The 22,684-nt window shown below is 61.3% G+C and carries 12 protein-coding genes; 8 read left to right on the top strand and 4 right to left on the bottom strand.

Features of this window, described 5'->3' with window-relative positions:
* The first annotated feature begins 331 nt into the window (after positions 1–331).
* The 3 genes from FYK55_RS01600 (at position 332) to FYK55_RS01610 (ending at position 8,408) form a co-directional block, all read left to right on the top strand.
* Positions 332–4,870, top strand: a complete 4,539-nt coding sequence (locus FYK55_RS01600; protein ID WP_235908338.1) for a VWA domain-containing protein — start codon at positions 332–334, stop codon at positions 4,868–4,870.
* Positions 4,871–5,501: 631 nt separating this feature from the next.
* Positions 5,502–7,232, top strand: a complete 1,731-nt coding sequence (locus FYK55_RS01605; protein ID WP_150074246.1) for a hypothetical protein — start codon at positions 5,502–5,504, stop codon at positions 7,230–7,232.
* A gap of 267 nt (positions 7,233–7,499) precedes the next feature.
* Complete coding sequence (locus tag FYK55_RS01610) at positions 7,500–8,408, top strand: DUF1571 domain-containing protein (RefSeq protein ID WP_161604253.1); 909 nt, start codon at positions 7,500–7,502, stop codon at positions 8,406–8,408.
* Positions 8,409–8,809: 401 nt separating this feature from the next.
* On the opposite strand, the gene FYK55_RS01615 is transcribed toward FYK55_RS01610, so the two are convergent.
* Complete coding sequence (locus tag FYK55_RS01615; protein ID WP_150074248.1) at positions 8,810–10,273, bottom strand: sulfatase-like hydrolase/transferase; 1,464 nt, start codon at positions 10,271–10,273, stop codon at positions 8,810–8,812.
* A gap of 698 nt (positions 10,274–10,971) precedes the next feature.
* On the opposite strand from FYK55_RS01615, the gene FYK55_RS01620 reads away from it, so the two are divergent.
* The 4 genes from FYK55_RS01620 (at position 10,972) to FYK55_RS01635 (ending at position 17,648) form a co-directional block, all read left to right on the top strand.
* Entirely contained in the window at positions 10,972–11,817 is an 846-nt protein-coding gene (locus FYK55_RS01620) for a hypothetical protein (protein ID WP_150074249.1), read from the top strand.
* Positions 11,818–11,964: 147 nt separating this feature from the next.
* Positions 11,965–15,426: a pyruvate carboxylase gene (locus FYK55_RS01625; RefSeq protein WP_150074250.1), complete on the top strand. Its 3,462-nt coding sequence runs from the start codon at positions 11,965–11,967 to the stop codon at positions 15,424–15,426.
* 384 nt (positions 15,427–15,810) lie between these two features.
* The gene (locus FYK55_RS01630) at positions 15,811–16,278 is read left to right on the top strand and encodes a hypothetical protein (RefSeq protein ID WP_150074251.1); all 468 of its coding nucleotides are present in this window, start codon (positions 15,811–15,813) and stop codon (positions 16,276–16,278) included.
* 314 nt (positions 16,279–16,592) lie between these two features.
* A complete protein-coding gene (locus FYK55_RS01635) occupies positions 16,593–17,648 on the top strand; it encodes a rhomboid family intramembrane serine protease (RefSeq protein WP_150074252.1) in 1,056 nt (351 codons plus the stop codon).
* On the opposite strand, the gene FYK55_RS01640 is transcribed toward FYK55_RS01635, so the two are convergent.
* Positions 17,645–18,775 carry a hypothetical protein gene (locus FYK55_RS01640; RefSeq protein ID WP_150074253.1) on the bottom strand — a complete coding sequence of 377 codons (1,131 nt, stop codon included), beginning with the start codon at positions 18,773–18,775 and terminating at the stop codon, positions 17,645–17,647. The two genes, FYK55_RS01635 and FYK55_RS01640, sit on opposite strands and share 4 nt — an antisense overlap.
* Before the next feature lie 343 nt (positions 18,776–19,118).
* On the opposite strand from FYK55_RS01640, the gene FYK55_RS01645 reads away from it, so the two are divergent.
* Entirely contained in the window at positions 19,119–19,922 is an 804-nt protein-coding gene (locus FYK55_RS01645; RefSeq protein ID WP_235908339.1) for a WecB/TagA/CpsF family glycosyltransferase, read from the top strand.
* Between the two features lie 121 nt (positions 19,923–20,043).
* On the opposite strand, the gene FYK55_RS01655 is transcribed toward FYK55_RS01645, so the two are convergent.
* Together FYK55_RS01655 and epsC are read right to left on the bottom strand one after the other, a co-directional pair.
* Positions 20,044–21,186 (bottom strand): iron-containing alcohol dehydrogenase, encoded by a 1,143-nt coding sequence (locus FYK55_RS01655; protein ID WP_150074604.1) that lies wholly within the window; start codon positions 21,184–21,186, stop codon positions 20,044–20,046.
* A gap of 401 nt (positions 21,187–21,587) precedes the next feature.
* Positions 21,588–22,559 carry a serine O-acetyltransferase EpsC gene (gene epsC / locus FYK55_RS01660; protein WP_150074255.1) on the bottom strand — a complete coding sequence of 324 codons (972 nt, stop codon included), beginning with the start codon at positions 22,557–22,559 and terminating at the stop codon, positions 21,588–21,590.
* Between the last annotated feature and the right edge of the window lie 125 nt (positions 22,560–22,684).

Consider the following 22,684-nt stretch of genomic DNA (forward strand, 5'->3'; position numbering starts at 1 on the left):
GACCTCCGGCGTGAAGAGGTGTCGGACGGCGTGCGTTTGGCACACCGCTAGCAATCAATTCAGGTCAGCCGGGGTTTGGCTTGATTTTCACCGAGTTTGCGTGCTCGATTTCGATACAGGTGTTGCAAATTGCAACAGTTGTGCTCGGCCACCAGTGGCAGTGGAGTCGGTGAAAGGCGGTTTTTTTCGTAGCGGGACGAATGATGCGGAAATAGACTCAGGCGAGAAGATTTCCGATCGACTCTTCCCCTTTTCCCTAGATTCCCAACGATCTCGCAAAATGCGGGTCATCAGGCGGGTTTGAAACTTAGCAAACACAACGGTTGTTCCGATGAAGACTGGCAGATGCCTGTCTTCCAGCACCGCGGAGAGAATTCAGATGCGAGACGTCGCACACAGCTTTAAGAATTTGGTCATTTCGGGGGTGAAGCGTTTCCCCCTGTCAGGCCTGTTGGTCACAGCGGCTTCGTTGTCACTGGCAATGCCCGTGGGAGCTGCCGATTCCCAATCGGATCGATCCGGCGGAGCCCAAGTGCGGGTCGCCAGTTTCGATGCCGATGGCGAATCCTTTTTCGCGGCCTCGGTCCAGCCGGCGGCCGACGAGGCCCTGATGCGTGAAGTCGCTCAGGCGGCAGCCGATGTGGTGATCGTCGTTGACACCTCGGCCAGCCAGTCCGGTGAGTTTCGCCGGGAGTCCCTGGCGGCTGCTTCCAAGGTGATGGCCTCCTTGCGGCCCTCCGACCGCGTGCGGATTTTCGCGGCGGACGTGGATGCCGTGTCGCTGACCGATGCATTTGCCAAGTCCGACGAGAGCAGCGTGTCGGCGGCGATGGAGCGGTTGGGCCGGCGACTGCCTCTGGGCAACACGAACATGGTTTCCGTGATTGACGCGGTTCGCGGTTCGTTGCTCGCCGAGTCGCGTGACCACACGCGTTCGATCGTGTACATCGGCGATGGGGCTTCGATCGATGCCACCGGAAACGAGCAGCGATTCTCCGCCCTGGTCGATGCGCTGCGTGCCGACCGAATTTCCGTTCACAGTGTGGCGATCGGCCCGACGGCGAACGTGCAACTGATGGCGATTCTGGCCAATCAGACGGGCGGCGTGCTGGGAGTCGTCAGTGAAGCCGACGGCAACACCGCGGCGGCGATCGGCCGGCGTGTCGCCGAATCCGCCGTGCGATCACCGATTTGGGTCGAGCAGATTCGTCTGCCTGAGGCGATGACGATCGTCCAGGCTGACCGACTGCCGCCGCTGCGTCTCGACCGCGACACGATCCTGTTGGGCAAATTTGAGAACCGCATCGAATCCGGCACGCTGGCCTTGCAGGGACAGACCCCCGGAGCGACCGTGGGGATCAAAGCCGATTTGGAAGTCGAAGCCAGCCATCCTGATTTCTCGTTTTTGCCCGGATTGGTCAGCAGCGCTGCACCGAACAACGGCCTGACGTTGCCGACCGCCAGTAGCCTGCTGTTGCGTCAGACGGCCAACGCGTTGGCGATGCAGTCGGAGGAATTGGTGCGTGCCGGCAAGCTGGCGCTGAAACGTGGCAACAAGAAGGGCGCCAAAGCGGTTGCCGAAATGGCATTGGAGGCGGATCCGAATAACGAAGACGCCAAGGTGCTCAAGAAGGTCAGCAGCGGAACCACGCTGATCATCCAGAACGACGATTCACCCTTTGGCGATCTTTTTGGTGACGAGCCGGAATCGCCCGCGGCACCCGCCGCCGGCGGAACCGCTCCGGAAGAAGATCCTTTTGGCCCGTTCGGCGATTCCGCTCCGGCAGCCGATGCGCCCGCGGAAGACCCGTTTGGGGAAGCCCCCGCGGCCGAGCCTGCTCCGCAACCGCCGGCCGCACAGCCGCCCGCAGCGGAGCCTCCGGTCAGTCAGCCACCGGCGGCGCAACCGGGACCTGCGGTTCCGGTCGAACCCGCCGCACCCCGGGCCGATCGTGGTGCGGAAGCCGGACGGATGGCGCCACCGGCCGGTCGCGCCCCGCGCGTTCCCCCGTCGCGTAGCATCATCGGCGATGACGAGATTCTGGAGCGAGGCGGTGACTTGTTGGACCGCGTCCAGGCTCAGCGAGGAATTGCCGACGCGCGGCTGCGTGCGGAAGTCCGTGCCGCGTTGCGTCAAGCCGAATTGACCCTGCGAAGTGATCCGACCGGTGTGGCGGGGCAGCTGAAATCGGTGCTCTCGCGCGTGCAAACCTTGCCGGACATCGATCCGAAATTGCGTCAGGAGCTGGAAAGCCAACTGCAATCGGCAATCCAAGCGGCCAGCGCCGCCGAGGCACGATGGTTGGCCGAGCAAGCCAACCTGGTTGCCCAAGACGAAGCAGCACGGGCCACGGCGCGGTTGCTTGAGGAAACGTATCGTCGCGAGGCCACGTTGAAGACGTTGTCGCAGCAGATGAACGCTTTGATCGACGAAGGACGTTATCGCGAAGCCGACGGTGAGGTCGCCGTCAAGTTTGCCGAGATCGCGGGAAACACGATCACCGAAGATTCGGTGGCCGGACGTCACTTCGCTTACCAACCTTTGGCGCTGCAAACCTACTACCGCGACCGCTACTACACGGAAATGCGAGAGCGGAACTTTGTCGACGCCTTTTCGTTGGTTCTCAAAAGCAACATCCCGTTCGTCGACGAGCCCCCGATTCTGTACCCCGATGCCGACGTCTGGCAGCGTTTGAGCCGCCGTCGTCTGGAACGGTACGGTTCGATCGAACTGGTTGGCGACAACGAAACGGAACGCCGCATCGAATCGGCCCTGTCGGACGAGACGACGCAATCGTTCATCGAAACACCGCTCAGCGATGCGATTCAGCAGATCAGCCAGACCCACGACATTCCGATCGTGGTCGATACGCGAGCGTTGGAGGAAATCGGTTTGGACGCCGATGTCGGTGTGACCATCGACTTGAAGAACGTCAGCTTGCGTTCGTTCCTGCGTCTGATGCTGCGGGATCTGGATTTGACGTACCTGATCAAAGACGAGGTGATGCAGATCACCACGATCGAGGCGGCCGAAGACAATTTGGTCACCAAGGTGTATCCGGTTGGTGACCTGGTCGTTCCGATCGTCTCGCTCGGCGGCGGCGGCATGGGCGGCGGCATGATGGGCGGCGGCATGGGTGGCATGGGCGGCGGCATGGGCGGCATGGGCGGCGGCATGGGTGGCATGGGCGGCGGCATGGGCGGCATGGGCGGCGGCATGATGGGCGGCGGCGGAGCGTTCGTCGTTCCCGACGATGCCAGTCTGCGTGGCAAGACCCAGACGACCGACCGATCGCAAGATGCCTCCGCCAAATCGGCCGGCGTGTTGGACAGCGAAGATGCGGCCCAAATCGAGCCGCTGAATGTCGTCCCCAGCGAAGGCCAAACCCAAGCGGAAGCCTGGGAGCAGTATTTTGCCGGCCTGAAGATTGATGATGCACGCCAGCTGACAATCTTGGACCAACAGATTCGTGCCACCGTCGCACGCTACTCGATGAAGGCCTCGGTGGCTGACGAGAAGGGTGATCGCGAAGCGGCCGTGGACTGGTTCGCTCAGTCGCGGGATGTCATCGCCGAAGCCATCCGCGCGGGCCATGTCCAACCGTGGATGTATCAGGCATATGCGATCGCATTGACCGCGACCGGCGCACCGGTCGAAGAGGTCGAACGGGCCCTGTTGTCGGCGGTCGACTTCGCCGAAAGCCCCGACACGGTGTTGCACGTCGCCGCGCGGCTGGAGGACATCGGGTCTCACGCGGCGGCCTTGCGTTTGTGCAAACGCGTTTCGGACTTGGATCCCAGTCGCCGGGAACCGTACGTGATCGGTTTGCGTCTGGCGGAACAGTTGGACGATCCCGGCGCGATGACTTGGGCCTGTGAAGGCGTGTTGTCGCAAGCCTGGCCGGACAAGTACAAGCCGGTGGTCGACAAGGCCAAGTTGCTCGCCCGCAGCACGTATGCTGAATTGATGGAAGCTGGCCGGACCGAGGAAGCCGCGGAATTCGGCCAGGCCTTGAAGATGGCCGCTGCTCACGATGTCGTCGTCCGCGTGTCTTGGACGGGCGATGCCGATATCGATCTGGCCGTCGAAGAACCCGGCGGAACCGTTTGCTCGATGGAAAACCGGTCCACCGCCGGTGGCGGGACCCTGTTGGCCGATGCTTATCCGGGCTACGGAGAAGACAGCAGCGGCACGGTTTCGGAAACGTATCTGTGCCCACGCGGTTTCAGCGGTCAATACCGGTTGTTGGTTCGCAAGGTGTGGGGCGAAGTCTCGACCGGCAACGTGACGGTTGAAATCGTGACCGATGCCGGCCGACCCGAACAGAATTTCATCCGCAAGGAGATCCCCCTGACCGAAAAGGATGCGCTGTGTGTCTTTCAGGTCAAAAACGGCAAACGCAAAGAAAAGCTGGGTGAAGCACAGCTGGCTCACCTGCGCGACGTGCAACGGGACATGAACCAGCAAGTCCTGGGGCAATTTGTCGGCGGCAATGACTCCGCCCAAGTCCTGCGCGATCTGTTCAGCGATGTGCAGCGGCTGACCGGTGGCACCGGCGGGATCGCCGGAAACCCGTTCTTCGGCCGGGGCAACGCGGTGGGTTTCCAGCCGCAACTGACCGTGTTGCCGACCGGGGCATCACTTTCGACCCTGGCCATCATCTCGGCCGACCGACGCTACGTGCGGATCTCCCCGGCTCCGTTCTTTTCCCAAGTGGGTGACGTGACGACGTTTAACTTCGTCGACGGCTCGACCGGTGGGGGGGGAGCTGGCGGTGGCGGAGCGGGCGGCATCGGCGGTGGCATCGGCGGTGGTGCTGGTGGCATCGGCGGCGGCGGCGGTGGCATCGGCGGCGGATTCGGAAACTGATCTGACGGCTGAGCCGCGTGCGTCCGAAGCGGAGGCGCGCCGGTGCGGACCGAAACGCGGACCGCCGCTCGGTCGGCGGGCTTGACGTTCGAAATGCAAGCAAATCAACGGCTGGTGCCCGGTGGCACCAGCCGTTTTTTCGTGGGTTTTTGCAGTGGAACGCAGTTTGCGGCTCGCTCAGTCTCGCTTAGAAGACTGGCGGAGAAGTCAGAAGACCGGCGGAGCAGGTTGCCTTGGGGCAGCCCGCGTCCTGCTGTTTGCGGCAATGGGTCGGGCGTCTGCAAGCTCGGCGGATCCGGCGTTCTGACACCCTTTCCACTTCACCGGGTTCGACCTCATCGGGCGGCGGATTTGACGCCCGGCCGAGAAAGCGTTGGCCGAGCGAATCGGGTGGTTTTTCTGACTGCGGTGAAACCTTGCCCGGGGCCGACGGGTAGGGATCCGGTAGTGGGCACCGCCGTTGCGGCGGGTGAGAGCCAGTGCACATGTCGAACGTGGGATGACGGAAGCCGGAATTTTCGGGTTCCTTCAACCCGGCGGCGAAGCTGGTTACGTTCTCAACGAATGGACTGATACATTGTTGCTCCAATCAAACTCCTCACACAATTCACACCTAAGGATGAAGGGTTTCATGACTGCTTGTTTCCACCCCCGCTACGCTGGCAAGACGGTTTTGGCCGTTGCCTTGCTGGCCGCGTCGATCGTTGCGGCCCCCGTGGCTTCCGCCCAAGAACGTCTGCTCCCGTCGGAAGGCACACCGACCACGTTGTCTGATGGGACGCGTCCCGTTGTCGTCGTGACGTTGGGATCGATCAACAAGTTGATGCAGGACGTCAACTACATCACCGGCGTCGTCGGTCAGCCGCAATTCGGCGGCATGTTTTCCATGATGGCGGGCACGTTTGCCCAGGGCATGGACATGAACCAGCCGATCGGCGTCGTGGTGCCGATGGTCAATGGGACGCCGCAGCCGATCATTGTGCTGCCGACCTCGGACATCAAACCAATCCTGAAGCGTCTGGAGGCGCAAACCGGTCCGGTCGACGAACTGGATGACGGCACGTTGGTAGTCACGATCAATCAGAACACGCTGTACATCAAGCAGATGGGGCAGACGGCAGTTGCGGCCCAGGCGCGGGATGCGCTGAAGTTGATCCCGGCCGATTCGACCAAGATGTTCCAAGGCATGGGGAACTCCTATGACGTGGCCGTCCGGTTGAACGTCCAGCAGATTCCGGTCGAAATCCGCAACATGTTGATCGACCAGATGCGTCAGGGATTCACCCAGGCGATGGAGAAACAGGCGAATCAAACGCAAGGGGACGCCGAGGCGGCGCGGGAAGTCGCCGAGCGGTCGATTGAACAGATCGAACAATTGATCCAAGAAGCTGACGAGTTGAAACTGGGGCTGAATATCGATCCGGCCGGTCGAAACATCGGCATCGATTTCTCGTTCACCGCCGTTCCCGGAACGCAGTTGGCAGCCGTTTACGGCGGCCAACACCCGATCCCGTCGCGGTTCGCTTCGGTCATTCGCGATGACGCCGCAGCTTACCTGCACGCGGCAAGCTCGATCAGTCCCGAAGCCGTGACCCAGGCTCGTGAGAGCGTTGAAGGGTCGATGAGCATGTTGAAGGGGGCTCTGAGCAACGAAGGGAACCTGACCGAAGATCAGATCAACGAAATTGATCAGTACGTCGGACGCCTGGTCGAGATCATCTCCGAGTCGCTGGCCGAAGGCAAAGCCGACATGGGTGGTCTGTTGTTGGCCGGCGAGAACCAGTTCCAGTTCGTCATGGGAACATTCGTCGCCGACGGCACCAAGGTCGCCGATCTGGCGAAAGACTTGGCCAAGAAAGTCCCGGACAGCCCCGATGCGCCGCGGTTCACGTTTGACGCCAGCGAATTCGAAGGCGTGACCATGCACCTGATCGAAGCCGATGTGCCGGCGGATAAAGACGAAGCGCGTCAGGTGTTCGGCGAAAAGATCCAGGTCCACATCGGTACCGCGCCCAAGGCGGTTTACATCGCGGTCGGACAGGGAAGCGAATCGCTGCTGAAGGAATTCATTCAGAGCGGAGAAGCTGGTGCCGGCGCGCGTGAGGAATTGGGTCAGTTCAATTTGCGTTTGCTGCCGATCTTGCAATTTGCCCAGTCGGTCGATGACAACGCTGGCGTTGCCGCCGTGATCAATTCGCTCAGCGGCATTCAGGACGGTGGTGAACTGTCCGTTGTCAGTCTGTCCATCGACAACGGATCCGAGTCCAAGGTCAAGATCGGCGAAGGGTTGCTGCGGGCGCTCGGCACCGCCGCGATCCTCGGTCAGCAGCAGCAACAGCAGCTGGGCCAACCGGCGTTCTAGTCTGTGCTGAAAACTTGAAACCACGCTCGCCAGAGCGTGGAGGCGGCATTGGTGACGCCACCGCATTGGTGACGCCACCGTCTGGCGACGGTAGCTACAACTCCGACGTCGCCCGCTCGGCAGAGCGTGGGAGACGCCGCATTGCCACAAACGACCAGCCCGCGCCGAAAGCAGGCTGGCGTTGGCGACCTCTCAAATGGTAATTGGGAGAGTCGCTTAGGAACTTGGGGCCATTTTCTTCACCGTTTCCACAACGAACCAATGGGTATGTCACTCAAAGCGAATCGCAGCCGCTGGTTGATTCTGACTACCGTGATGTTGCTGGCCGGGGCGGCGCTCGTTTTCGCCAATCCGCTCAGTCGCGACGTCACCCAGGACACCGCGCCGACGGTCACCGAGGACGTGAATCCCGACGCAGAAGTCGCGTCAATGCCGCGAGTGCGGCCGTCGTCGATCGCGGAAGTTCTGCAGTTGGCCGGTGAAGCAAAAGCCAACATGTCCAGTTCGCTGGAAGACTACACCACGCGATTTGTCAAACAGGAACGCAATCCCGACGGCAAACTGAGCGAGAAATCGGAGATGTCGCTGAAGGTCCAAACGCGGATGCGAAACGAGTCCGATGACGCACCGATGCGGATCTACATGAAATTTGCTCGGCCCGAGTCCAGCGCGGGACGCGAAGTCATTTGGGGCGGAGACCTGTACGACGGAAACATGGCGGTCCATGAAAACACGATGCTGCTGAGCTGGAAGACGCTGTGGTTGGACCCCGACGGAATGCTCGCAATGAACGGCCAACGCTATCCGATTTACGAAATCGGGTTGGTTCGTTTGGTCGAGAAACTGATCGAACGCGGCAGCGAGGATGTGAACAATCCCGACGTGTCCGTCACCATCACCCGGGATCACGAATTTGATTCGGCCGCTTGCGAGCTGATCCGTGTCACCCGTCAAACTCCCAGCGGACGAGAAGGAGACTTCTCGTTGGCCGAGGTCGTTTACGACCCTGAGCGGTTGTTGATCCTCAGCTATCGCAGCTTTGGATGGCCGGACGCCGAGGGTGAATCGAAGGAATTGCCGTTGTTGGAGTCCTATGAGTACCGGGATTTGAAGACGAATGTCGGGCTCAGCGAACAGGATTTCGACGTCAGCAATCCGGAGTATCAGTTCCCTTAGTCGGCTTTTCTAACGATTGCGAGGAGCCTCGCCCGTAGCCACGCTCGCCCGTAGCCACGCTCGCCAGAGCGTGCTCACGGCAGTGGGAGTTTGAGCAATGCCACCGTCTGGCGACGGTAGCTCCTACGACGCTGGCTTGGCAAACATCCTCGGGTAGCCACGCTCGCCAGAGCGTGGTCGCGGCGGTTGGGAGTTTGAGCAATGCCACCGTCTGGCGACGGTAGCTACTGCGACGCTGGCTTGGCAAACATCCTCGGGTAGCCACGCTCGCCAGAGCGTGGTCGCGGCGGTTGGGAGTTTGAGCAATACCACCGTCTGGCGACGGTAGCTGCTGCGACGCTGGCTTGGCAAACATCCTCGGGTAGCCACGCTCGCCAGAGCGTGGGAATCGCCTCGGACCGTCATCTCGGCGATCGGCGCTGCTGTCTCGCGCGTTTCCGAGCCGGCGGCTCGTAGGTCGCTCCCTTGTCGGCCGGCATCGTTCGGTCCCACTGCAAGACTTCGTTTTTGAGATTCTCCGTGATCTGGGGATGCTGCTCGGAAACCTCATTGGCCTCCGCAGGGTCTTCGGCGACGTTGTAAAGCTCTGTCTGGCTTCCGTCATACTCACACAGCAGTTTCCAAGGGCCCTGCCGAACAGCCAGGTCCGGCAGTTCGGTGAAGGAGTAGGCCGCATCGCGGTCCGGGGGGCGGCGAAAGAACAACGGCTGCTGCCTGGACTGCTCGGCTTGACCGAGCAACGTCGACGACAGATCCTCGCCGTCGTATTGAACACCGGAAGGACTCGGGACCCCGGTGATCGATAGCAGACTGGGGACCAGATCGATGGCGGAAAACACCGATTGGTGGTTGGTGCTGCCCGCGGCATCGGGAGCGATCAGTCCGGGCCCCCAGGCGATCAACGGAGACCGGATGCCTCCTTCGTAAAGGGTCGCCTTCAGTCCCCGGAACGGTCCGGCGGTACCCGCGTCAATGTCGGGTCCGTTGTCGCTGCAAATCAGAATCAAAGTATTGTCCCGCAGGGATTCGTCATCGCGAATCAAGTCAAACAGGACGCCCAGTTGCTCGTCCATCGTGTCCAGGACCCCATGGTACAGTTCGCGCCGTTGGCCCGATCCGCGACGAGCCTTCGGCGGAAAGTAGGGCGAATGAACGTCATCGGGCCACACGTTGACGTAGAACGGCTTCTGTGCGGCATGCGCCCATCGGATGAACTCCGTCGCTGATTCGATGAAGGCTTGGGTGATCGTCGAGCGGTCTTCCCACAAAATGGGGCCGCGTCCCAGGCGGTCGCTTCCGAGGGCATGTTTTTGCGGCGGCTTGCCATCGTAGGCGTCTTTGAGCGGCAGGACGCGTGGCCCCAACCCTTCAAAGTTGGTCAATGATTCGTCAAAGCCGTATTCGGTAATCAGCGGTGCCTCGCCCACGTCACGTTGGCCGCCCATGTGCCATTTGCCGAAGTGACCGGTCGCATAGCCGGCCTGGTGCAGCGAACGCGCAAGCATTGGAGCGGCAGGATCCAGCCACTGGGCGACGCCGCGCGCTTCGTTGCTTTGACGGTTGTTCAAGAACGAGGTGATTCGCCAGCGTTGAGGATACTGGCCGGTGGAGATTGCCACGCGCGAGGGCGAGCAGATCGGCGAGTTGACGTAAAACTGTTCGAATCGAATGCCTTCGGCAGCCATGCGATCGATGTTTTCCGTCTTCACCGCGGTTCCGCCGAAACATGAAAAATCGCCCCATCCCATGTCATCGATGAACACCAGCACGACGTTGGGAGGACGTTTGGAGGCGGCAGGGCAGGTGGAGGTTGATCCGCACAGCATCGCCGCGGCGGTTAACAACAAGCAGCACGATCGCATCATGGGAAGGTTCGCCGATGGAGGAGGGGAGGATGCTTGGGAGGAATCTTGGCGGGCGGTTCTTGCAGACAGGTCGTCGTTGCCCAGGCTCGCGGAAAAGACCGCCCGTGCGCCGGGCCGAGCCGGACCCCCGTTCAATCACGCTAACGATTGAAGATGATGGGATCAATCAAGCAATGCGGCTGGTCGTCTTTCTTTTGAGATTGGAGGTCGGGCAGTTTTCCGAGTGCGGAAAACACGGGATCCCTTCGCATGCCTTGCGGCTGAATCGGGAGCCAGGGGAAAACAACGCGATCCTCCCCTGGATAGCGCTCGACCCCTCATTGATCCCAGCTGGACAGCGCCACTTTACATGAGCCGCGTGACGCTAGCCGCGGGTTTTCTCGCCTCAACCGGCGGCTAGCGATTTGCCGCTCATTGCGCCGCAAATCACGGTTTTTTTGATTGAGAGTGGCGCTGTCCAGCCAGGCTCTGTCTGAAAACCATCTGCAGTGGCCGCTTGGCGTGAGCCGACGGAAACGGCGGAATTTGAAGATCGCGTGAGACTCCTGACGATCCCCCCGACGGTGACGTGCCGCCGCGGTCGCGCTGCGGTACCTTGAAGCCGCGCGTCTTCCCAGGGTGCGTGCGGATGCATCGGCGTCCGATTGCGGCGACTTGTCGGTGCGACCCCATCGCAAGAGGTCTTGGCGGAATCAACCATGTCTGGCGATCGAGTAACCGTTCTGTCTTCGTCGGAGGACAACGTGCCCAAGGCGCTCCTGCCTGATGACGTTGCGCGGAGAGAAACGGTGCCAGCCAACCCCTACCGTAGTCCCAGGCCGTGGCACGATGGCACCGAGAGTCCGCCAGCGATCGAAACCGAACGAGCATTGACGGCTGCGGAGGCACGATTGGGCGGCGTGGCGGTGCGGATCATTCTGTGTGGTCTCGTTCCCGGCTGGCTGCTGGCCGCGGGAAGCATCGGGTTGGGCGTGACGCGGTACGGCGGGGCGATCGGTGCAGGTTTGTCGCAAAGCGGGTTGGGATCGTTTGTCCCGATCGCGGCTTTGTGCTCGGTGCTGATCATCGTCGGAGTCGTGGTCGGCAACCGCGTCCGCGGGAAGCACCGAAGTCTGGGGCGGTTGACGGTGTTGATGTCCGCGATCGGGGTCGGCGGAGTGTATGGGGTCTGCCAACGCGTCGCCGCGGGCGAGCCTCTGTTGGGGCTTGCTCCGCTGTTCGCCGCGTCCAGTTTCTCGGCGTGGCTGACTTCACTGGCCCTGCTGGCCATTTTCTTACGCGTGTGGTCCCTCCGTTGCCGGGCGACACGCTTGACGCTGCTGCTGGAGTTGCAGGTTTTGCTGTTTGCCGTCGCCGGTGTGTGTGTTTCCGCAGCGGCGCTCTGGCCGGGCTTCAGCCGCACGGCGACGGGAACGCTGGCGTTGGCGGGGATTGGTCTGGCGACGTTGACGAGCGGCTCCTTGGTGCTTGCACTGGTCTTGCTCGATCGAACGCTGCGACGGGTGGCGGGGCCGCCCGTTCACGACGTGGCCGGAGAAGATTGAAATCGCGTCGTTGCGAGCGGGGGACGCGGCTGTCTCGGCTGCATCGATCGGCTAAATTGCGTCCCTCTCGATTCTTCCCTGGCTGGCGTGTTGGGATCGGAACCATGCGCGACGCCGGCGGACAATCCCAGACGGACAGCTTGATTGATGACGATTCGGCCTTTCCGAAAACTTTTGGTTGCCAACCGCAGCGAAATTGCGACGCGTGTTTTCCGCAGCGCCACGGAGTTGGGCATTCGCACGGTGGCCATCTATTCGTACGAAGACCGCTACGCACTGCACCGTTTCAAAGCCGACGAGGCGTATCAGATCGGTGATCCGGGGGAACCGATCCGCTCCTATCTGAATATTGAAGCCATCGTGGCCCTGTGCAAGAAGCACGAGATCGACGCGGTGCATCCGGGTTACGGGTTTCTATCGGAACGCCCGGAGTTTGCCGAGGCGCTGCGTGAGGCCGGGATCGCCTTCGTGGGACCGAGTGTCCGATCGTTGAACCAGTTGGGCGACAAGATGTCGGCTCGGCAATTGGCCGAACACGCCGGCGTGCCGGTTTTGGGCGGTGAGAACAAGCCGCTGACGGATCCAGATGAAGCCGTGGCGTTGGCCGAATCGATGGGATTCCCCGTGATCCTGAAAGCCGCCAAAGGTGGCGGCGGACGTGGGATGCGTGTGGTCGAATCGGCCGATCAATTGCCGGCGGCCCTGGAAGCGGCGATGCGAGAATCGAAAACCGCCTTCGGAAGCGACGAAGTCTTCCTGGAACGATTCGTCCAACGGGCACGCCACATCGAAGTCCAAATCATCGGCGACGGCAAGAATCTGGTGCACCTGTTCGAACGCGACTGCAGTGTCCAGCGACGCCACCAGAAAGTTGTCGAGCTTGCCCCGGCACCCAACCTGTCGCCGGAGGTGCGAGACGAATTGTGCGACGCGGCGCTGCGGATCGGTCGCGCGGTGGGCACGGAGGGAACCTGCTACGAGAACGCCGGCACGGTCGAATTCTTGTTGGACGTCGATTCGAACCAGTTCTTCTTCATCGAAGTGAATCCGCGTATCCAGGTCGAGCACACGGTGACCGAGGAAGTCACCGGAATCGATATCGTTCGCAGCCAGATTTTGATCGCCCAGGGAAACTCGCTTTCCGATCCGATCCTGGGGATTCCTGCCCAGGAAGAGATTCGCACGACCGGCTACGCGATGCAGTGTCGCGTCACGACGGAAGATCCTGAGAATCAATTTCGACCCGACTACGGTCGGATCAGCCACTACCGATCGGCAGCCGGATTGGGAATTCGCCTGGATGCCGGCACGGCGTTCAGCGGAGCCGTCGTCAATCCGTTTTACGATTCCATGCTGGTCAAAGTCACCGCGCGTGCCTCCTCGCTGGCGGCGGCGGCGTCAAGAATGGATCGGTGTCTGCAAGAATTCCGGATTCGCGGTGTCAAAACCAACATCCCGTTCTTGTTGAAGTTGATCAATCATCCGACGTTTTTGAAAGGCGAATCGACCACGCGATTGATCGACACGACGCCGGAGTTGTTCCGACTGCCCAAGCGTCGTGACCGGGCAACCCGCCTGTTGACCTTCTTGGGCGAAACCATCGTCAACGGAAATTCTTTGGTTGCCGATCGTCCCGTTGCCGTGCGACGAACGCCGGCACCGCTGCCGGAAATCGATGTGATGGCAAAGCCGCCGCGGGGGACCAAGGACATCCTGCGCGAATCCGGCGTCGACGGTCTGGTCCGTTGGATTCAAGACCAACCCGGACTGCTATTGACCGATACCACCATGCGCGACGCCCACCAATCGTTGCTGGCGACGCGGGTGCGAACCTACGACATGCTGCAGATCGCACCGGCGTACGCGCGTCTGGCACCGCACCTGTTTTCGCTGGAGATGTGGGGCGGAGCGACGTTCGATACCAGCATGCGGTTCCTGAAGGAGTCTCCCTGGCAACGTTTGGCCGATTTGCGCGAGTCCGTTCCGAACATCCTGACGCAAATGTTGCTGCGAGCCAGCAACGCGGTCGGTTACACGAACTATCCCGACAACGTCGTGAGGTTGTTCGTCCGCGAGGCGGTTCAGGCGGGCATGGACGTGTTTCGGGTGTTCGACGCGCTGAACTGGCAAGACAACATGCGCGTCGCCATGGAAGCCGTGATCGAGGAAGGTGGCGTGTGCGAAGCCGCCATCTGCTACACGGGCGATCTGCAGAATCCTCGGCGCACCAAATACGACCTGGCCTACTACGTCGACATGGCCAAGCAACTGGAGAAGATGGGCGCCCACATGCTGGCCATCAAGGACATGGCGGGGCTGTTGAAGCCCAAGGCCGCGGTCAAACTGATTCGTGCGTTGCGCGACGAAGTCGGGTTGCCGATCCATCTGCACACCCACGACACGGCGGGGATCCAAGCTTCGACGCTGCTGGCCGCCGCCGATGAAGGACTGCAGATCGCCGACGCGGCGTTTGCGCCGTTGTCCGGCGGGACCAGCCAGGTGAATCTGAACTCGCTGGTCGAAGCGCTTCGTGACACTCCACGTGAAAGTGATTTGGAGACCGAGTCGCTGACGCAACTGGCCACGTATTGGCAGGCGGCGCGAGAGTTCTACGCTCCGTTTGAAAGCTCCGTCCTGCCGGCGACGGGCGATCTGTACGAGCACGAGATGCCCGGCGGGCAATACACCAACCTGTTCCAACAGGCGCGGGCACTGGGACTGGCCGATCAATGGGCCGAAGTTTGCAAAGCCTACGCCGAAGTGAATGAGTTGTTTGGTGACATCGTGAAGGTCACACCGACCAGCAAGGCGGTCGGGGACATGGCGTTGTTCCTGGTGGCCAATGAAATGTCCGCCGCCGAAGTCTTGGCGAGTGAGAAATCCCTGGCCTACCCCGGAAGCGTGCTGGATCTGATCGGCGGCCGCATGGGCCAGCCACCGGGAGGCTTTCCGGAAAAGGTGATGGATAAAATTCTAGGCGACCAAACACCGTTGACGACGCGGCCCGGCGAATCGATGCCCGACGCTGACATCGCGGCGGCGCGGAAGGAATCCGCCATGCTGATGGGCGAATCAGAAAGCGATCGCCTGGCCGTGACGCAACTGCTGTATCCGAAAGTGTTTGCCGACTTTGCCGCGCATCGGGTCACCTATGGGGATGTCGCCAAACTGCCGACCCCGAATTTCTTCTATGGCCAGGAACCAGGGGAAGAAATCGCGGTGGACATCGAGACGGGCAAACGTTTGATCATCCGATTCTTGACCGTCGGCCAGCCTCATCCGGACGGGACACGGACCGTGTTTTTCGAGCTCAACGGTCAACCTCGCGAAGTCACTGTCGTTGACAAATCGTTGGAGCCCGAAACCAAGGCGGCCGTCCGGGCCGACCCCGGTGATGACAACCAGGTCGCCGCCAGCATGCCGGGAATGGTGATCACCGTCGCGGTCAACGAAGGCGACAAGGTGAAGGAGGGACAAAAGCTGATGGTGCTGGAAGCGATGAAGATGGAGACCACCATCAACGCTCCGAAGTCAGGCATGATCAAACGGATTCAGACCCCCGCCGGAACGCAGGTCGAAGCCGGTGACTTGTTGGTGATCATTGAGTAGGCTGGGGAGCGAGACTCGTCACGGTCGGTCCATTGCTAATTGTCATGTTGGTAATGCGTTCGCGAAACACTCGACATCAACCTTCACCCTGCCGCTTGGAGGTCGTGCAGCTAACCGAGCCAGGAAAAGACTTGCTTTTCTGAAATTCACCCTCCCTCCGGGAGGGTCAAAGGCGAGGCACGAGCCTTTGGGGAGGGTGTCCTATAGAACCCGCTGAAATACAACGACCCCGGCCGTGCCCTCCCCGCGTCGTCGCAAGCTCCTCCGCGACCCTCCCGGAGGGAGGGTGAAGCAGAGAACGCTCCGTGACTGATACCTAAGGACGTCCACTCGATTAGTCCGAAATACCCGATCCTTCCTTTGTTCCTGTCAATGAATTCCGGCATGGCTCGCTGCTGTCATCACCGCTCGTCGTGGCAATGTCTGGCGTGGGTGGTCTTTGCCGCGTGCTCGGCCAGGGCCGTCGCAGAGCCACCGGCGTCCTTGCCGCCGGTGGCGTCGGTGGATGCCGAGACACGCGCAAAGTGGCTGATCGACGGAACGGTCGTGGATGCGGAGACCGGGGCAGCGATCGAGTCCTTTCGAATCACTCCCGGGACGCTTTCCAGCGACGAGGACGGCAAGATCCGAATCCGCTGGCGGGATAACTTGGAACGCGTGATGTCGGCCGGTCGCTTGCAGTGGCCCCGGACCAGCGGCTTTTCGGTGATGCGTTTCCGCATTTCCGCGGACGGCTATCGTCCGGCGGTCAGCCATCAGATCTCGCGTGGAGGCCCCCACGTGCGAATGCGGGTTCGCTTGCTGGCCGAGCAAGTGGACGGGGGTGATAGCGTCGATCGCGACGTTCCATGACTCCTTCGGCTAGCTGGACAGTTCCACTCTGAGTCAGCCGCGTGACGCTAGCCGCGGGTTGTTTCGCTTCAAACGTCGGCCAGCGCCTTGCCGCTCATTGCACTGCAAATCAGGGTGTTTTTGATGGAAAGCGACGCTGTCCGGCTAGTTCCCCGTCGAGCCGGTGTCGCGTCGAACCAATGACTCCTCGTGCGCGAATTCTTTGATGCCCCCGACTGCGACCGCGGCTCCGCCAGGGGGTGCGGGCGTGATACAATCGCGGCCCGACCAAGGCGAAACAACGATTCTGGGGACGCAACGATTCTGGGGCCGCAATGGGGATTGATAATCGCGACTACGTCCGTGATTCACACGCGACTTCTCTGGGCGGACCAGGTTTCTATCTGCCCCCGGTTTGTCGTTGGCTGTTGATTGTCAATGTCGTCGTGTTCTTTGCCCAAATCCTTCTGACCCAACCGCCTGAAAGTCCACGAATCGGATTGCCTCCAGGTGTGACCGATGTCGATGGCGAGTTTGTCGGGCTCTGGATGCCGATGGTGCCGCAGGTTTCGCTCGTTCAGCAATGGCTGGCATTGGATTCAGCCAAAGTGGCCAAAGGCCAAGTGTGGCGTCTGCTGACCTACGCATTCTGTCACGACCGATTCGTCCCGTGGCATATCGTTGCCAACATGGCCCTGCTGATTTGGCTGGGAACCCGGCTGGAGCACTTTTTGGGTTCGACCGAGTTTTGCCTGTTTTATTGTGCCGCCGCGATTGCCGCCGCAGCGGCGTTCCTCGCTTTCAACCTGTGGACCGGTCGAACGAATCCGGCGATCGGGGCCTCAGGCGCGGTGTGGGGGATCATCGTTGTGTACGCGATCAGCCATCCCAACGATTCGATCGAGATGTTTGGGATGTTCCCATTCCCGATCCGGCATTTGGCATTGTTCTACCTTGCGTTGGACATGTACCCGGTTGCGTTGTCGCTGTTCGGGTACCGTTCGCTGGATACCGGGATTGCTCACGCGGCGCACGTGGGCGGCGCCGCCTTCGGTTTCTTGTATTTCAAACGGCAATGGCGTCTGGCCCCGTCCTGGAACAAGGTAGTCCGTTACGTGGACGCCCATCGGCGGAAAGCCAAATCCCTGAGCAATCAAGAATCCCTGAGAAATAAAAAATCCCTGAGCAATGAATCCGCCGCGATGTTGAAGTTGCACCGTCCGGCCGAACGTTCGGCGTCCACGCCAACGTCACCCGCGGTTGATCAGGATCTGGATCGGGTCCTGCAAAAAATCCAGAACCAGGGGAGTGAGTCGTTGACGGACGACGAGCGGGAGGTGCTCCGGCATGCCAGCGATCGCTTTCGAACCCGTCAGTCACCGTCGGGCTAACGAGTCTCCAGCAGCCGATCGATCACATCGGGCCGGAGCCTGGCGACGTCGTTGACGTCCTCGACATCGTCCGGTTTGAGAAACAATTGTTCGCCCGCCGACTCGTCCTCCAGGAAGAACCATTTGGAGGTCGAAACGAGGCGACGGGCGCGATCGGATTCAGTCACGATCGCGGGCGAGAACTCGTCGTCGACCGCGCACCAGCTTGGCGGCGTGATCAGGGGTTCGGACCGGGCGTGGGCCTGCAACAGATGGGAGAGCTCCGTCGCGCGTCGCAGCGAAGGCACCCGCAAGGGGCCGCCCGTCGAGACGATCATCGGCAGACGAAGGTCGTGGCTGCGGGGCGGGCCGACGCGATGCCCGATCCAACCGTTCTGTCCCAGCGAAAAACCGCTGGATCCTGCCAACAGCACGGTCAGCTTGCGGCCACGCAGCGACTCGACCAGCGAATCGACGACGCCATCCAACACTCGGACCTGCGCCGCGTAACGTTGCATCCATGCGAAGAGCAAATCTGGATCGTCGTCAGCCAGCATCTGGTGTTTCGGGACCGCGCTCGTGTCGGGCAATCGAACGGCGGCAGGTTCCTTGGGCTTATCCACCTCGTTGGCGTCCTGTTCCGGTTCGGCCCGGTCCTCCGTTTCGGTGTCGTCGTCTGATTCCAGTGGGGCGTCCCACACCTCGCGTAGACTGTCCGAGTGCAGCCAGATCAATGACGTGGAAGGCTCGACCTGGTCGAGTGCCGCCGCGGCCAATTGAACCAGTCGTGTTTGATCAAACTGTTCCGCCGGAGCCTCGGACCGATCCAGTTTCAGCCGGGTCACGAACCCAAATCCGAACAGGTCCGGCGGGATGGTCAGGTTTTTGTCGTCGGTCAGGAACCGAGTCGACCCTTCCTTTCCGTAGTCGCGAACCGCTTCTTGAGAATCGCGGAGCCACGTTTCGATCAGTCCGTTGGGGTGGTCCAGCGGCGAGATCCAGCGATCCCAGACGATTCCCTCGGCGGCCAGCTGGTCGATGGCCGGCGTGTCATTCCACGAACATCCGTAGCAGCCCAGCGGTGCGGTGGCCAATCCCTCCAGCGTCATGACGAGTGTCAGCGGGGGACGGAGAGTGATTTTGGGCATGTCGATCTGGCGGCGAGAAGCAAACGGAGAGGTCGGGCCGGGGCGCTGACGGAAGAGAGTAATGAGTTCAAGCCGGGGACGCCAATCACCCTACAGGCCTCATCGGCGGCACAACGCGACGCATCAGCCGCGCCGACAAAGTCCTATCCGGGGGACGGGCGGCGGACGTTCGTGGCAGCGAGGTAGCGTTTTGCAGTCCCGCACGCTGTGGGGCAAGGTCCGGGAATTCTCTCGGCGGTGACGCTATTCCAGTTTGGTTCCTTTGATGTCGCAGTCGCCTCTTCCGACGCACTCCGCATGCCCCGCGCCAACGTCGTTCGTGCCGGGATCGCAGCCACCGAACTTGAGGGAACCGCTGCAGGCAGACCTCCCGTCAGCTCCCATCCCGGAAGCTCCCGAATGCCGGGTCATTTGGGGAGTCCCCTTTGCCAAGGTGACGTTGCCGCAAGCCGTCGACAGAATTGAACAGCTGATCGATCGCGGGCGTCCCAGCTACGTGATCACGGCCAACTTGAATTATGTGATGTTGCATCACCAGCAGGCGGGAATTCCCGAGATCACTCAGCAGGCCGACCTGATTGTCGCCGACGGCCAGCCGATCGTGTGGCGCAGCCGATTCGGATCACCGCGTTTGCCCGAACGCGTAGCCGGTAGTGAGATGATTTATAACCTGGCAAAGCTGGCCGCACGGCGCCGGTGGGGAATCTATTTCCTGGGCGGCGCCCCCGGCGTGGCGATGCGATGCGCCAAGGCACTTCAAAAGACTCACCCCACCCTGCGGATTGCGGGCGTTGAATCGCCGCCGTTTCGCGAGCTGACGTCCAAGGAGCAAGAACAACAGGACCGCCGAATCCGCAGCTCGGGCGCGCAACTGTTGTTGGTTGCTTTTGGCCAACCGAAAGGGGAACGTTGGATCTTTCAGAATTACCAGCGGTTGGGTGTACCCGTCAGCATTCAACTTGGCGCGTCGTTCGACTTTGTTGCCGGGGGAGCCCAGCGCGCGTCAAAGTTGTGGCAACGCTTGGGAGCCGAATGGGTGCATCGGATGCTCACCGATCCACGACGTTTGGCACCTCGATACGCACGCAACGCGACGTTCCTGGCAAGAATGCTGGTGAGCGAATGCCGTTCCGAGCGGGGCGCCTGATTCGGGACGAGCCCAAGCGGCATCGGGACGAGCCCAAGCGGCATCGGGACGAGCCCAAGCGGCATCGGGACGAGCCCAAGCGGCATCGGGCAGCGCGTGGTGCAACCGGAGACGCCCCGATTCAAGCGACCGATCGGTACAGCCTTTCCGCGTTGCTCTTGTCCAATGGTACCGGATTGAAGGTTCCGGTCCATTGTTGCAACGCCTCTTCAACGAAGCCCTCGATGCCGCTCTCCGGGATCGAGAGCGCATTCAAACTGGTTTTCAGTTGCGATTCTTCCAGCCACCGGGTGACCATCGTTGCCAATTGCTCGGGCGCCTCGTCTTCGACCGCCGCGGGTTCGACTTCACGCAACAGCTCCGCGTACCAGTCCGCGTGATACTGTCCGTTCAAGCGGATCACCGCGGGCAACATCAACCCGACCGCCTGGCCATGCGTGATGTTGTGTCGGGCCGTTAGCGGATTGGCGGTGGCATGCGCCGCGCCCAGCATGGACGATTCGATGGCCATACCGGCGAAACAGGCTCCCAGCTGCATTCGGCTGCGTGCTTCCAAGTCTTCCGGATCAGAAAGCACGTGTGAAAAGCCAGATGCCAGCAGCCCGAAGGCGCGGCGGCTGTAGGTCACCGACATCGGATTGCGACGCGTACAAACGTAGGTTTCGATGGCATGAGAGATCGCATCGATACCGGTCAGGGCGGTCACGTGTCGCGGTTGTGTCAGCGTCAATTCGGGATCCAACAGCGCGATCGCGCAGGCGGCTTTGGGATCGCCACATGCCATCTTCACGTGCGTCTCGGCATCGCTGATCAACGCGAACGATTGCGCCTCGCTGCCGGTGCCGCTGGTGGTCGGGATGGCGATCATCGGCAACATGTCGGCGGTGGCTTTCCCGACACCGTGGTAATCATGGATGCTGCCGCCACCGGAATAAACAAAGTTGATCCCCTTGCAACAGTCCATGCTGCTTCCGCCGCCGAGTCCGATTAGCAGATCCGGTTGGACTTCCGCCGCCTTGGCCACTCCCGCATCCACCATGTCGGACGTGGGGTTCTCGCTGAAATCGTGGAACGACTCCACTCGCAGTCCTGCCTGCTGCAAGGAATCGACCGCTGCGGCGAAGTGTCCGGCATCGATCAGCCCGCGGTCGCTGACCACCAACACACACTCCGGACGGAACTCCGCCGCCAGGGCCCCTAACCTGGCAAAGGTTCCTTGGCCAAAGATGATTCGGGTGCGGCTGGTTGCATCAAAGGGTTGCAGCGCGGACGACTGGAGTGCGGGCATGGAAGGTGGGCGCTGGTTGGCGGGAAGGCGGGCGTGTTTCGGAAATGCCCGGCGTTGGCGGTCGTGCAGTTTTCCGGCTGGGGAAATCGACGGCAATTTCTTCGCTCCACCTTCGCGAGAGTCCAGCGTCAGCCAGAAGAGCGACATTCCTCCCCTCGCCGTTGCTTGACCCGCCGTGAGAAGGAGGGTGAAGTCAAAACCGCATTCTCCCGCAAGGCGGAAGAATGAACATGCCACCGGGGGGCAGATGGACAAATGCAGGCTCCCCCAGAGCAGTCTTCCCGCAGAGACCGGGCGCCTCTGAACGCCCTGTCGTGCCGCAACATTCTAGCCGGTCGGGAATGCCCACCGAAGGAGCCCCCAGATTTCGGGACCCGCTAAATCTGATAATTGGCGTGTTCGATCGCTGAGTCATCGTTTTCGCTGCCACGGACGCGGAGCGAAGGTTTTTCCAACAGAACCGTGGTACGAGGGGAGACACTTTTGGTGATCCACACGCTGGAGCCGATCACCGAATCGTGCCCGATGACGGTGCGGCCACCCAAGATGGTCGCATTGGCATACACGACGACCCCGTCTTCGATCGTCGGGTGCCGCTTCTGGCCCCGGATCAGCGCGCCGCTGTCGTCGGTCTTGAAGCTCAACGCCCCCAAGGTGACCCCTTGGTAAAGCTTGACGCGGTCCCCGATTTCGCAGGTCTCTCCGATCACCACGCCGGTGCCGTGATCGATGAAAAAATACTCGCCGATCTTGGCCCCCGGGTGAATGTCGATGCCGGTCCGCTGGTGGGCCCATTCACACATCATGCGAGGGATGAATGGAACGTCCAAACGCACGAGTTCATGGGCGATGCGGTACACCGTGATGGCTTCGATCCCCGGGTAGCAGAACACCACTTCGTCGGTGGTCTGGCATGCCGGATCGCCTTCGAATGCGGCTTGCACGTCCCGCGCCAGCATCATGCGAATCGCGGGGATGCGGTCCAGCAATTCGATCGCCATCGCCTGGCCTTTGGCTTCAAAGTCGGTATCGCTCTCACAGTCGGAGTGCTTGTTGCGGACGCGGTCCTCGTGTCGCAGGGCGCGGGCGATTTGTGTGGTCAGACGATCGTGGAGTGAATCCACCAGACTGCCCACGTGATACACGATGTTTCCGGCGTGCAGGCCGACCTTGCGTCGATACCCGGGGTAGAAAATGTCCTTCAAATCCAGCACGATTTCGATGATCGCTTCATAGCTGGGGAGGGCGCAGTGTCCCAGGTGATTGATGGCGTCATCCGGCGTGTAGGTCGCGACGATGCGGTCGGTCAGCCGCGGAAGCTGTTCTTTCAATCGGAAGTCGGACGCCACGGCTAGCTCCAGGGGACGGAGGAAAATCTGTCCTGTGTCGGTTTGATCACGACGGTTCGAATCGGATCGGATCAGCGACACCGAACCCTTCGCGAAGGTCTGCTTACGGGGAGATTCATTGAGGA

Source organism: Roseiconus nitratireducens, from assembly GCF_008629675.1.
GTDB classification, from domain to species: domain Bacteria; phylum Planctomycetota; class Planctomycetia; order Pirellulales; family Pirellulaceae; genus Stieleria; species Stieleria nitratireducens.

What these genes read in the sequence shown, in the direction of transcription:
- FYK55_RS01600 (WP_235908338.1), top strand. Translation starts at nt 332, where the DNA reads ATGAAGACTGGCAGATGCCTGTCTTCCAGCACCGCGGAGAGAATTCAG.
- FYK55_RS01605 (WP_150074246.1), top strand. Translation starts at nt 5,502, where the DNA reads ATGACTGCTTGTTTCCACCCCCGCTACGCTGGCAAGACGGTTTTGGCC.
- FYK55_RS01610 (WP_161604253.1), top strand. Translation starts at nt 7,500, where the DNA reads ATGTCACTCAAAGCGAATCGCAGCCGCTGGTTGATTCTGACTACCGTG.
- FYK55_RS01615 (WP_150074248.1), bottom strand. Translation starts at nt 10,273, where the DNA reads ATGATGCGATCGTGCTGCTTGTTGTTAACCGCCGCGGCGATGCTGTGC.
- FYK55_RS01620 (WP_150074249.1), top strand. Translation starts at nt 10,972, where the DNA reads ATGTCTGGCGATCGAGTAACCGTTCTGTCTTCGTCGGAGGACAACGTG.
- FYK55_RS01625 (WP_150074250.1), top strand. Translation starts at nt 11,965, where the DNA reads ATGACGATTCGGCCTTTCCGAAAACTTTTGGTTGCCAACCGCAGCGAA.
- FYK55_RS01630 (WP_150074251.1), top strand. Translation starts at nt 15,811, where the DNA reads ATGGCTCGCTGCTGTCATCACCGCTCGTCGTGGCAATGTCTGGCGTGG.
- FYK55_RS01635 (WP_150074252.1), top strand. Translation starts at nt 16,593, where the DNA reads ATGGGGATTGATAATCGCGACTACGTCCGTGATTCACACGCGACTTCT.
- FYK55_RS01640 (WP_150074253.1), bottom strand. Translation starts at nt 18,775, where the DNA reads ATGCCCAAAATCACTCTCCGTCCCCCGCTGACACTCGTCATGACGCTG.